Origin of the sequence: Desulfosporosinus metallidurans (assembly GCF_001936615.1) — a bacterium.
Classification (GTDB): domain Bacteria; phylum Bacillota; class Desulfitobacteriia; order Desulfitobacteriales; family Desulfitobacteriaceae; genus Desulfosporosinus; species Desulfosporosinus metallidurans.
The window spans coordinates 259,324-272,390 of the sequence record NZ_MLBF01000002.1; the positions used below are offsets into that span (position 1 = coordinate 259,324).

General features: G+C 43.5%; 11 protein-coding genes. 1 reads left to right on the forward strand and 10 read right to left on the reverse strand.

All coding sequences use genetic code 11. From position 1 onward, the window contains the following. Positions 1-43: 43 nt before the first annotated feature. The 3 genes from pgsA to phoU all read right to left on the reverse strand — a co-directional run bounded on the left by pgsA (position 44) and on the right by phoU (position 2,949). Positions 44-601: a CDP-diacylglycerol--glycerol-3-phosphate 3-phosphatidyltransferase gene (pgsA, locus tag DSOL_RS02630; protein WP_075363318.1), complete on the reverse strand. Its 558-nt coding sequence runs from the start codon at positions 599-601 to the stop codon at positions 44-46. Then, the gene (gene rimO, locus DSOL_RS02635; protein WP_075363319.1) at positions 598-1,929 is read right to left on the reverse strand and encodes a 30S ribosomal protein S12 methylthiotransferase RimO; all 1,332 of its coding nucleotides are present in this window, start codon (positions 1,927-1,929) and stop codon (positions 598-600) included. The genes pgsA and rimO overlap by 4 nt, the downstream gene beginning before the upstream one ends. Before the next feature lie 369 nt (positions 1,930-2,298). Further along, positions 2,299-2,949: a phosphate signaling complex protein PhoU gene (gene phoU, locus DSOL_RS02640; protein ID WP_075363320.1), complete on the reverse strand. Its 651-nt coding sequence runs from the start codon at positions 2,947-2,949 to the stop codon at positions 2,299-2,301. A gap of 310 nt (positions 2,950-3,259) precedes the next feature. On the opposite strand from phoU, the gene DSOL_RS02645 reads away from it, so the two are divergent. Further along, positions 3,260-3,874, forward strand: coding sequence for a hypothetical protein (locus tag DSOL_RS02645; protein WP_075363321.1), 615 nt, complete (start codon positions 3,260-3,262; stop codon positions 3,872-3,874). A gap of 164 nt (positions 3,875-4,038) precedes the next feature. Here the strand turns inward: DSOL_RS02645 and DSOL_RS02650 are convergent, their stop codons facing one another. The 7 genes from DSOL_RS02650 to DSOL_RS02680 all read right to left on the reverse strand — a co-directional run bounded on the left by DSOL_RS02650 (position 4,039) and on the right by DSOL_RS02680 (position 12,742). Further along, positions 4,039-6,222, reverse strand: coding sequence for a YgiQ family radical SAM protein (locus DSOL_RS02650; protein ID WP_075363354.1), 2,184 nt, complete (start codon positions 6,220-6,222; stop codon positions 4,039-4,041). A 34-nt stretch (positions 6,223-6,256) separates the two neighbouring features. Next, positions 6,257-6,748: a YajQ family cyclic di-GMP-binding protein gene (locus DSOL_RS02655; RefSeq protein WP_075363322.1), complete on the reverse strand. Its 492-nt coding sequence runs from the start codon at positions 6,746-6,748 to the stop codon at positions 6,257-6,259. A 20-nt stretch (positions 6,749-6,768) separates the two neighbouring features. Further along, positions 6,769-7,545, reverse strand: a complete 777-nt coding sequence (locus tag DSOL_RS02660; RefSeq protein ID WP_075363323.1) for a RodZ domain-containing protein — start codon at positions 7,543-7,545, stop codon at positions 6,769-6,771. 19 nt (positions 7,546-7,564) lie between these two features. Further along, a complete protein-coding gene (locus DSOL_RS02665; protein WP_075363324.1) occupies positions 7,565-8,350 on the reverse strand; it encodes a DUF3388 domain-containing protein in 786 nt (261 codons plus the stop codon). Beyond that, on the reverse strand, positions 8,286-9,368 hold the full coding sequence (mnmH, locus tag DSOL_RS02670) for a tRNA 2-selenouridine(34) synthase MnmH (RefSeq protein WP_075363325.1): 1,083 nt from the start codon (positions 9,366-9,368) through the stop codon (positions 8,286-8,288). Before mnmH ends, DSOL_RS02665 begins: the two co-directional genes overlap by 65 nt. Before the next feature lie 74 nt (positions 9,369-9,442). Then, positions 9,443-11,773, reverse strand: a complete 2,331-nt coding sequence (locus tag DSOL_RS02675) for an FtsK/SpoIIIE family DNA translocase (protein ID WP_139314367.1) — start codon at positions 11,771-11,773, stop codon at positions 9,443-9,445. A gap of 267 nt (positions 11,774-12,040) precedes the next feature. Continuing rightward, the gene (locus DSOL_RS02680) at positions 12,041-12,742 is read right to left on the reverse strand and encodes a ClpP family protease (protein WP_075363326.1); all 702 of its coding nucleotides are present in this window, start codon (positions 12,740-12,742) and stop codon (positions 12,041-12,043) included. Positions 12,743-13,067: the final 325 nt, after the last annotated feature.

The following is a 13,067-nucleotide window of genomic DNA, read 5'->3' on the forward strand; positions in this document are numbered from 1 at the left end:
TTCTTTGCATATAAACCAATCAGCAAATCTAAACGTTTTAAATTTATTTATGTAATAACTTGCGAGATTTAGCCAAATAGTCAAGACCTGAAATTACTGTGAAAAATAAAGCAAGATATAAAAGAGGCTGGCCAATGTTTATTCCTATCAGCGAAAGGGGCCAATCATGAAGCAATATTGCAGAAATCGCAACCACTTGTGTAATGGTCTTAATTTTGCCAAGTTTACTTGCACTGATTACAACCCGGTCCACAGCCGCAATAGCTCGGAGTCCTGTCACTGCGAACTCTCGAGCTAGGATGATCCAAGCAACCCAAGCAGTCACCTCACCAAGCTCGACCAAAGAGATCAGTGCAGCAGAGACCAATAGTTTATCGGCTAAGGGGTCCATAAACTTACCCAAGTTCGTGACTTGATGACGCTTGCGCGCAATATAGCCGTCCAGGCCATCTGTGGCCGAGGCTAATATAAATATTATGGCAGCCACAACATCTTGATGGGGAAAAAGCGTATGACCTTTGGGAACTTGGAGAAGTAAAAAGGCCATAAACACCGGGATTAAAATGATCCGTGCTAGCGTTAAACGATTGGGTAAATTCACGAGACAACCTCTCCTATTAAATCGTAGCTATCCGCCTCAAGGATGCGAACTTTGATCATGTCACCTACATGAAGTGAGGTGTGAGCACCTGTGATATAGACCTGGCCATCGATTTCGGGAGCGTCCCCTTCGGTTCGGCCCATCCAACGTCCATCCGGTTGTTTTTGTTCCAGCAGCACCGTTACAACACGATCAACCCAGCGTTGTAGTCTAGCCGAAGAGATATCCTGTTGGATCTGCATGATCCGCTCTCTTCGGTGTTCACGAACTTCTGGCTTAACTTGATCCTCTCTTTGTCCAGCGGGCGTATTTTCCTCTTGAGAGTAGGCAAACACCCCAAGACGATCAAACTGGACACGTTGGATAAAATCAACCATAGTTTGGAATTCCTCTTCTGTTTCTCCTGGAAAACCCGTGATCATGGTCGTTCGCAGAGTGATGTCCGGCATAGCGTCACGTAATTTTTTAATGAGCTCTTCCGCTTGTTCTATGGTTCCTCGTCGATTCATTTCCTTAAGGATCTTATTATCCGCATGTTGTAAAGGCAAATCAATATACCTGCATACTTTAGGTTCCTGACGCATGGTTTCAATCAATTCATCCGTAAAACGCTCGGGATAACAATACATTAACCGAATCCATTCAATCCCTTCAATACGAGCAAGCTTACGAATTAACTGAGGCAGACGGAGTTCTCCTTCAGAGTCAAAACCGAAACGCGTGGTATCTTGGGCCATAACCATGATTTCCTTAACTCCCTGATTGGCCATTTCTTGGACTTCGCGTAACACGGATTCCTCTGAACGGCTCCGAAAATGTCCACGCACATACGGGATAACACAATAAGTGCAGTAGTTATCACAACCTTCTGCAATTTTTACGTAGCCCATATAGTCGGGAGTAGATCGTTTACGAGGCATCAACTCGTTATGAAGAAAATCAGGTACACCGGGTTTAATCAGAGTCGTTCGCGTTCCCTCAGCAGCATGAATAATTTTTGTGATTTCATCAATGTTCCCAGTTCCAAGCACACCATCTAATTCAGGTATTTCTTGCATTAATTCTGCCCCGTACTGTTGCGCCAAACACCCTGTAGCAATTAGGGTTTGACATGAACCAGTTTCTTTAAAACCCGCCATTTCAAAAATGGTATCAATCGCTTCTTCTTTTGCCGATTGAATAAACGTACAGGTATTGACAACAATAATATCTGCTTCTTCGGGGTTCACGGAAAGTATATAATCTTGGGCAAGTAATCCCGCCATAACTTCGCTGTCTACTTGATTCTTAGGACATCCCAAAGTGACAACCGCAACTTTTTTCGTCAATATTACACCTCATATCATTGGTCTACCTTTATTAGTATAAACCAACACTTCCACAAGGTCAAAACTTATTAGCACTACAAGTAAAGGGGTACCCTGAAAACTTATACTTTCTGATACGTTAAAGAAAACTTGGCTAGCGCCAAGCCTTGGCGAAGGCGGTCGCCCTAGTTGCACTGATGCGCTGGCCATGACTCGAACAGGACGTTCGAGGTTAGAGCGCCGCCAAGGATGGCAAGGTGCCGGGATGGCCAAGTGTCCCTGTAGCCAAGGATGGCGAGAAGGAGACCACCCGAAATTTATACTTTCTGATTGGTGTAAAGAAAACTTAAAGGATGGCTTCATACCACCCTCTGGTTCAAATATTTTTCACTATTTGTTAAGGTCCCGTCGTTCAGCTGTTGTGATATAAATGACATTTTCCCCGATATTTGTTGCATGATCAGCAATCCGTTCGAGATAGCGACCTACAAAAGTCAGGTACATGCCTTGATCTAAGATTTCAGGTTTGTCGGACATGATGACTAAGAGATCACGTACGACTTGTTTATACAGATGGTCAACTTCGTCATCCTTTACAGCCAGACCATGTGCGAGTTCCATGTCCTCGTTACTATAAGCTTCCAGCCCTTGCCTCATCATTTCCAGCGCCTTTTCAGCCATTAGTGGAATATCCACAAGGGGTTTACATATAGGTCCCTCAATTCTTCGCACTACCTTTGCAATGTCAATTGACAAATCTCCCATCCTTTCGAGATCGGTGGAAATTTTCATAGCCGAAATAATTTTTCGTAAATCTTTGGCAACCGGCTGCTGCGTGGCAATTAAACGCACACATTCATCGTCAATCTTCTGTTCAAAATCATTGACCTTTTGATCCTCAGCAATCCAATATTCTGCCTGAGTCCGTTCCAAGGAAATAAGACTTTGCATACATCCTTGTAAAATCCTTGCGACTTCGTTACCCATCTCTTTAAGTAACTCTATCAAACCCAACTGTCCTTCATTTAGAGACTGACGCATTCCTTAACCTCCTTCATTATTCAAAATGACCTGAACTGTAGTCTTCCGAACGTTTATCCTTTGGATTGGTAAAGATCTTCGAATCCAGATCATAGATACTTTCGCCATGCAAAGCAATTTTTCCTTTTACTTTTGATCCTAGCATGATTTCATGAATACGATTAATTCAGCGGACACAAGTAGATCATTGAGTCAATTACCTCAGTGTTTAAGTTTATGTTTAATGGCAACATTTAATGTGTAAGGTTAAAAGGAATTAATAAAATCTATGTCGAATAATTTACTAATATACTTTAGTGAGGTGTCATAAGTGTTTGATGAAACGATAGAACCCATTGATACGTGTGGATGTGGCGATACAGGTTATTTGACAACCCGAACCATTCCCATTGATTTGAACCATGGCGTAGGGCACATAGATAAAGTTCCGGTCTATCACTGTCGTTCCACAGACTGTCAGGAATTCACTCTACCACCCATCGTTTCGCGCCGCCTTGAGGCTATTGCGGAACAAATGGAGGATTCACTAGCAAGGGAAGCCGTATATACCTGGGAAACCCATCAAAAAGCGTCGTCGCTTGACCCATTTCAACCGACAAATGAACATGCCCTTTTACAGTCTTTTACCCTTCAGTTTGCAAACCGAAAGTATGCAGATGCCCATGTAGTACTGATCATACCCAGCCAAGCTATCTTCCTTCGGAGTACGATCGAAGACGAGGAATATTACCTTTTACAGTACGAACCTGAAGCGCATACGGACGGAACATGGTTCTCCTTTCTGAAATTTTACTATGAGGAATCAGAACTAACCTACGAAGATTTCCTTGAATGGTCAGAAGATGGACACCTTAAAGAAATTGGACGCATTACCCTTGAAGAAGTAGAGGATGCACTGATCGATGAGTTTGGGGACTGGACGTAAGAAAGCGGCGTGAGTACGAATGCACCTACTCACGCCGCTTTTCTGTTGCATGCAAGTTATGCAAGTTGTATGCAAGTTGGGGACGGTTCTTGCACTTGCATCGTTCGCTCACGCCACATTAGCTATTATCTTCAGTGATGCAAAAACGCTTCGTGATCGCTAGTTTATTTTTTCTTGCCCCCATGATGTTTTTTCTTGCCCTTGTGGATTAGGTTATCGGAGCTCCTCGAATAGCGTCCCTTATCCTTTTCTGGAACACCCTCGCTCTGTACCTCTTTGCTTCTCGCACTCTTGTAAGGTGTTTCAACACTCCGTGCATCGTTGTAGCGTCCCGCTTTGCCGGGTGCACCTTTGGATGACGATGATTCTGCACTCCGGACATCCTTGAATCTCGACTCTTTACCTTGCACAACTTTATGTGGTGCTTCTTTACCCTGTGCAACTTTGTAAGGCGTTTCTTTGCCCAGTGCACCTTTGCTCTTCATGCCCGAGCGTCTCGGTCGTCCCTTGCTTGACTTACTATCTTCTTCATTCTGATCTGCCCGCAAAAACTTTTTGGGCCGAATTAGACATTTCGGCCCGAACCCGATCAAATCTTCACGGTGGGCTAAGCGTAATGCTTCTAGCACTAAGCCATAGTTTTTAGGATTCCGATACTGAATCAGAGCCCTCTGCATCGCCTTCTCATGCAGGCTTCGCGGGATATAAACTGGCTCCATGGTATGGGGATCTAAACCGGTGTAGTACATGCAGGTAGAAAGGGTTCCCGGCGTCGGGATAAAATCCTGGACCTGTTCTGGATTAACACCCATATCTCGGACATATTCCGCCAATTCTACGGCCTCTTTCAGGGTACTTCCCGGGTGAGAAGACATCAAATAGGGGACAAGGTATTGTTTTTTCCCTAGTTCTTCATTCGCCGCATGAAACAGCTTTACAAATTCCTCATACACGGCTTTTCCAGGTTTCCCCATACGTCGTAGAACTTCATCACTGACATGTTCTGGCGCGACTTTTAATTGGCCGCTGACATGATGTTCACAAAGCTCACGAATGAATCTCGAATTCCGATCCGCTAAAACTGCATCATAACGGATACCGGACCGGACGAACACCTTCTTTACCTTCGGTAAGCTACGAAGACGGCGCAAGAGGTCCAAGTATTCCTCATGATCATTCTCGAGTTTATCACATGGTTCAGGAAACAGGCATTGCCGATGTGAACAAGCTCCCCTATTTAATTGAGCTTTACACGCCGGGCGGCGAAAGTTGGCGGTCGGCCCTCCCACATCATGGATATATCCTTTAAAGCGGGAATTCCAAGTCATTTGCTCAGCTTCCCGAAGAATTGATTCGGCACTTCGGCTTTGAATGATCCGCCCCTGATGAAACGTCAACGCACAAAAAGAGCATGAGCCATAACATCCTCTCACACTGGTTAAGCTAAACTCCACTTCTTCAATTGCTGGGACTCCCCCTTGCTCTTCATAAGACGGATGATACGTTCCCATAAAAGGCAGGGCATATATGGCATCCATTTCTGCTTGCGTCAAGGGAAGTGAGGGCCGGTTTTGTAGTACCCCTTTGCGTCCATGGGATTGATACATTGGTTTCCCCCGCAAAGGGTCCTGTTGGTTATATTGCACCCAAAAAGCCTCAGCATATTTTTTCTTATCCGATATAACGTCATTGAAAGTTGGAAGAACTAAGGTATCTTGCGGCACAATATCCCCAGATAAGGGTACCATGGTTCCCCTCACATCCGTAATCTGATCTACCATCTCTCCGTTATTCAGACGTTCGGCTACTTCAACAATCGATTTTTCACCCATCCCAAAGACCAGTAAATCAGCTTGACTATCTAATAGTATAGATCGCCTAACATCATTACTCCAGTAGTCATAATGCGCAAAACGTCTTAAGGAAGCCTCAATACCCCCTATAATGACAGGAACACCCGGAAGTGCTTCTCTCACCCGATTCGAATAAACAACTGTTGTTCGATCTGGACGAAGCCCCGACTTTCCTCCAGGAGAATATGCATCCTTATGCCGTTTCTTTTTGGCTGCAGTATAGTGATTAACCATTGAATCGAGATTCCCCCCGGTAATCATACAAGCCAAGCGGGGTTTCCCCATCACTCGAAAATCTTGGAGATCTTTCCAATTAGGCTGGGCTAAAATTCCCACGCGAAAACCACTCTTTTCCAAAACACGAGCAATGATAGCAACCCCAAAACTAGGATGATCCACATAAGCATCCCCTGTTACCAGGAGAAAATCCAGTTCATCCCAGCCAACGGCCTCCATGTCCATCCGATTCATGGGTAAAAAATTCCGTATACGCATATTCTCACCTTTCTGCTGAAGCCTCAACCCCTCTTTATCGAAAGTTGATAAACTGTAGTTCGATACCAAAATCCTCTTTTCGCAATAAAGCAATAGCAGCTTGTAAGTCATCTTTGTTCTTACCTGTCACTCGAATCTCATCCCCTTGGATTGAACTAGCCACTTTTAGTTTACTGTCTTTAAGCACCTTATTAATTAGCTTTGATTTTTCTTGGGCAATCCCCTGTACAAGCTTTACCTCCTGACGGACAGTGTCCCCTGCAGCTGATTGAGACTTACCGTATTCTAAAGCTCGCAAAGAAATTCCTCTCTTGACCAATTTACTTTCAAGTATGTCCACAACATTGGTCAATTTAAAATCATCATCAGAAATGAGAACAATCTTGTCCTCTTCGAGCTTAATGGCTGATTTACTGTTCTTGAAATCAAATCGCTGCACGAGCTCTTTCTGGGCCTGTTGAACTGCATTTGTTACCTCAGGCATATCCACCTTAGAAACAATATCAAATGAAGAATCTTTAGCCAAAATCAAACGCTCCTTTATAACTATAGTGATTTTAACATGTCTGGAGTTAAGACAACGTTACGCAGAACTTCCCCGGACTTCCCTAAGGTCGGCAAGGCTTTGCCGTTTAACGTGACAGAAAGACCTCCTGCATTTCCGACCGAGACTAGTTCAATTTTACTTGCTCCTTTAACCTCTTTACTTGTTCCGGAGGCAAACGTTCCCTGAAACGAAGGCTGGCCGTCAACTTGAACGACAATCCAACAGGGTTGTGTGAAAACCAGTTGCGCAGTTAAGCCATCTTGCGTAGCCGCTACAACATTTGATGGAGAACTTTGTGACGCGGGAACACTTGGCGTAGGGACACTCGGCGCAGGGGCAGATGTCTCTGTTTTTGGTGCGCTCGGCAGGGGAGCAGTGTATGGTGTTTCTGCAATCTTTTCATGGGACTGTGTCCAGTATGAGATCCCAAAGACTAACCCAATTGCCACGGCTGCCATAATCCCGACTTTCACTGGTCTAACCCACAAGGGGCGGGATTTTATCATCGGCATTTGAGGGCGTATTTGAAGCGTTCCAGCCTCCGGCGTCAAAGTAGGGTTATAGAGTGCAATAATTTCATCCGGATTTAAGCCCAGTTGTTTAGAGTAGGTCCGTAAATACCCCTTAGCATAAGTAGTTCCGGGAAGTATTTCATACTCCTCCGCCTCTAGGGCCTGAATATAGCGAACGCGAATCTTCGTTATTTCCTCAGTGTAGGTTAAGCTCCATTGTTTTTCTTCACGTGCGGCCCGGAGCATTTGCCCTTCTCCTGCCATTGTAACGACCCCCTTTTATTCAACTCAATTCAAAGGATGAAAAACTCATAGCGATATCCTCAATCCGAATCACATCATTTTCATCATGGCGGATTTCGATAATAAAATCAAAGTCTACGTTCAAACGTCCATCTCGAATAAAAACATCAGGGTGTTCAATAATCTTAAGCGTTGGCATTTGTAATACTCTTTCGAGTAAAGACCAATGTGCTTCATTCCCTCGAGTTGTACTCGTAATTCCATCAATCAGAAAAATGTTATTATCTGACTCATCCAGTAATAATTCGGTTCGTAATGTTTGACGAATAATGGTCGACGACAACAAAATCCATCGTTTGTTGGCATACACACAGGCTGCAATAGCTGCTTCAGTTTTACCCACGCGCGGCATTCCCCGTATCCCTATGATTCGATTGCCGCCTTCTAGTAAAGTATCTCCCAAAAAGTCAACAAGAACACCTAATTCTTCACGAATAAATCGGTAAGTTGGCGGATTAATCTCTGCCATGTCCAACCGCTTGCCATGTCGCAAGGCGATCCGATCCAACAAAGTAGGGATGCGAAACGCCGTAACTTTGATGGCTTCCACTTCATTCAGGGCTTCATGCAACGCTCTTATTTTAGCATCTGATTGTACCTCTAACAAAAGCCCCCGCCGTGTCTGTCCAATTCCCGTGACTGTCAAAATATTAAGGTCTAGCATTCCAAGGAGTGTCGTCACGGCTCCGAGTAATCCCGGTTTATTTTGCTGAATATCGTACTCCAAATAAAGCTGATTTTCCGCCTGGTTGGGCCACCTTTTCATCAAGATAGCACTCCAACTCCCTTAACGCCTTCAAAGGCTCTTCATAATTCAAATAAAAGGTGTACTCTGAAGTCGGTTCATTGGGATAAGCATATAGTTTATCATAGTACTCCACAAGTAGCCGCTTTGTAAACACATCCAACTGGCCTGTTTCTAACAGGGTCCGTAATTCTCCAACTTTGACATGCCCCAAGGTTTTAATCAGTCTCAACAAAGCAACTTCAATTTCCTGAAGTGCATTGGGCACAGCGGTATACTCTTTCAACAGACGTTGTACCCTATTTTCCAAAGAGTCATAATGGAGCATTTGAGTACCTTCTTGCATTGCTGTAAAGAAACTAGTCGGTAACGTTACTCTTCCGATTCGTTTACTCTCACATTCTACAATAATATAAGGAAATTTGCTTAATAATTCAAGTTCCTCATACAATAATCCTTCAAATTTCTTCTGAGATGGTGGATCCCCTAGGCCCATGGCGCCAAATACTGACCCTCTATTATTAGCGAGTTTCTCTAAGTCAATCGCGGGATATCCATCAGCACGCAACTGTCCCAAAAGCTCAGTCTTTCCAACCCCTGTATTTCCACGAAGCACCACAACTTGAAAGGGAAGTTTATTTTTGAAGAAGTCAACCACTTGATTGCGATAGGCTTTATACCCTCCCTGTAAACGGTAAACAGGAATACCCATTAATTCCACAACTGAGGCGAGAGATTTACTCCGCATCCCGCCTCTCCAACAAAAAAGAACGAGCGGGCCTTTTCTTGAAAGTTGCTCCACCTTTTTGACTAAGTCCGGAAGTTTCGGACTGATGATGCGCAAACCCTGTTCGCGAGCCAGATTTGGAGAAAATTGTGTGTATGTTGTGCCAACTTCAGCACGTTCATTGTTATCTAATAGAGGAAGATTGACAGAACCTGGTATCGTTGCTTCAGCAAATTCCCCTTCTGAGCGTACATCGACAAGAATTGGATGGTCTAGAGACTTAAGTTCTTCTACATTAATTTCCTTAATCATTGCTAAAGTTATTCCTTCCAAACTAGGTCATATTCTTTACTTCTTATCATAAATCTTACTGCTACATTATGCAACTAATGTGCAACATCATCGATCCACTGACCATATTTGAGTTCAAATTGTCCTCTTGTCATTAAAACCTCGCGAGGTTTAGAGCCTTCGTATCCTCCGACTACCCCTTTCCCCTCGAGAAAATCCATCAAACGGGCTGCTCGAGTATACCCAATACGTAAGCGGCGCTGTATAAGAGAGACAGACGCTGTTCCGCTTTCAATGAAAAGTTGAGCAGCCTGATAGAAGAGTTCGTCTTCCATCTCTTCCTTTTGGGTACTCCCAATATCCATGTTAGGAATCTCTTGGTACTCAGGTTTCGCCTGAAATTGCAAGTATTCAACCACGTTTTCCACTTCTTTATCCCCCAAATAACACCCCTGCACACGTAGTGGCTTACTTGCACCCATAGGATAATAAAGCATATCCCCACGTCCTAGTAGTTTCTCGGCCCCGTTCATATCCAAAATCGTCCTAGAATCCGTTTGAGAGGAAACTGCAAAGGCAATTCTGGAAGGAATATTTGCTTTAATTAAACCAGTAATTACGTCAACCGATGGGCGTTGGGTCGCAACGATCAGATGTATCCCAGCAGCTCGAGCCATTTGTGCCAAGCGACAGATCGCATCCTCGACTTCACCAGGTGCCACCATCATCAAATCGGCCAACTCGTCGATTATCACCACTACATACGGTAACGGAGGATGCTCATCCGTCTTATCTTGAGAACGAAGAAAGTTATAGCGGACAATATCTCTCACACCGGAAGCTGCAAACAATTCATATCGTGTTTCCATTTCCGTCACAATCCATTTTAAAGCACCTGCCGCCTTTCTAGGATCCGTTACTACGGGTGCAATTAAATGTGGAATCCCATTATAGTTTGCCAATTCAACCATCTTAGGGTCAACTAATAAGAACTTCACTTCATCTGGGCGTGCTTTAAACAATATGCTGTGAATAAGTGTGTTTATACATACAGATTTTCCCGAGCCAGTGGCGCCTGCAATCAGAAGATGCGGCATTCTCGTCAAATCAGCGATCACAGGGATTCCCGTAATGTCTTTACCTAAACACAAAGCCAATTTACTCGAAGTCCCCTGATATTCAGGCGTTTCTAGAACTTCTCTAAAATGTACCATAGCGATTTCTTTGTTGGGCACCTCGATCCCTACGACTGATTTTCCAGGAATGGGCGCCTCAATCCGCACATCAGCAGAAGCCAAACTTAAAGCAATATCATCAGCCAGATTTGTTATTTTACTCACTTTTACACCTGGAGCAGGTTGCGCTTCATAACGTGTAATCGCAGGCCCTTGAGTGACCTGAGTCACTTTTATCTTGACTCCAAAACTGCCCAACGTTTCTTCTAAAATTTTTACATTATCCGCCAAATCCTTATTAAGTCTGGGATTTTTAATTTTCATTGATTTATTTAACAACGTGACTTGAGGAAGTTGATAATTTCCATCCTCACGAGTCTGACGAGAAATGGGTGTACTAGTCACTTTTCCCGGTGAAATAATTGTATTTGAATTCATTCCACTTGTCATCTTCTCAAAGCCTAACTGTCCTTTTGGGGGAAAGTCAGCCCCATTAGCTTCGGTTGGAAGTTCGTTCTGATCTTCTAAGGTTTTGATGACTAGCGGCCGATCTACTACATCAGGATCTAGAGGAGACGAAAATCCCTTCGATAAAGTGCTCTTTTTCTTTTTTATTTTAGCATCAGCTTTTATATCCACTGGGTAAATGGGTTCATCATCACTGGCCTTTTCGCTATCAGAATTCCCTAAAACGTGCACAAAATCGACTATTTGATGTTTCATCCACTGTCCAGATTCTTTCCCAACCTGACTGACTCCTTGTACTCCCTGAATTAAGGAACGATTCGTGATCAGCAAGGCTCCGATAAGCGAACCCATAATTAAGACAACGTAACTCCCTGGAATGCCGAGCGTAGTTTTCAAGAGAATTGCAACCCCCGCACCAATTAGACCACCACCATGACCAAGCTGCCCTTCATGAAGCATATCTTCACGGGAAAATGCTTCTATACCAGGTAACTGAAGGTGGAGAACGCCGAGAAAAACAAGCCAGAGTAGGAGGACTCCCACAGCCTTCGATCCCAGACGGGGAGTTTGTTTGTTCATAATCGTCAGACCCCAGGCACCCACCATTATGGGAATACAGACTCGTCCTCCCCCAGCTAACACAATTAAGAGATGCCTAATTTGTCCCCCAACCACGCCACTTCTGTCCGAGTAAAGCGTCACCATTCCCAAGCATGCCATTCCTATCACGAATACACCAATAACTTCATTCCTTATCGTCTCTTTAAGAGTCATAATACCCATATTCGCCTTTGTATTTAACTTGCGGCGTCTTTTGCCCTTCGCCACAGACCAATCCCCCAAACCTTAATTTAATGAGTCTACAACATAATATAAGCTATATAAATTCCACAAAAAAAAGCGTTCTCCTTTTCATCCCGCAAAATTTGTGAAATAAACCTTGATTGTACCCAAGAAGACTCAAATCTATGAATTATACTTATGCCGTATTGTAAACCTATATTTCCTAATTAGTTTAAAAAAGCGGCTTTTCGCCGCTTCTCTTCAATATTAAACTCTGTTCTCTTGACTTTGTTCAATTAAGCTGTTGAGTTCTTTAAAAGCTTCCTTTACCCCGCCTACCGCTTGGATTAATCCAGCGTCAACAGCTTCTTGTCCAATAAGGATTGTTCCAATATCTTGGGCTAACTCCCCAGTCTTGAACATTAACTGTTCTAATTTATCCTTACTAATTTGGGAATGTGAATAAATAAATTGATCAATTCGTTCTTGCATTTTCCGTAAGTAGTCAAACTGTTGATGCCCATTAATCACTAATCCAGTGTAACGAATCGGGTGAACGGTCATTGTTCCCGTTGGCGCTATAAGACTACTCGAACAACTGACTGCGATAGGAATTCCAATACTGTGTCCACCGCCAAGAACTAAGGAAACCGAAGGCTTACTTAAACTGGACAACATTTCTGCAATCGCTAGTCCTGCCTCTACATCCCCCCCAGCAGTATTCAGAATAACTAAAATACCTTCCACTTTTTGGTTTTGTTCAACTGCCAGTAGTTGTGGGATGATATGCTCATATTTAGTGGTCTTGGATTGGGCAGGTAGAATTTGATGACCTTCAATTTGTCCAATGATGGACAAACAATAAATTCGTTCCGAAACTTCAGGAATTAGAATTTGCCCTAATTCTTTAAGATTAGATAAAGGAACATTCTTAGTTTCCTCAGGGGAATCCGTTTCATTCGAAAGCACCAGCGAAACCTCCTTCTATAATAAGCCAAGAATCCCATTTTTAATAGTTAACCCTTTCTTAAAGTCCAACTCTGAATTTAAAGATTAATCAGTGGTTCCCTTTTATTATGGAGATTTATAGTGTAAATCATACAACCAAAGCAGATCTATATTACGAGGGGGTATCTCAGATGTCCGCCCCCTCAAACCTAAACTGTATGTCCGAACTAGTCCCCATCTGCTAGTTTCCAGCATAAATCAAACCGCAAAAATAACGAGGTAATCTGATGCTCTGGAAAATTCTTTGTTCAGAAACACAAAGAGACTACCTTAAGGTAGTCTCTTT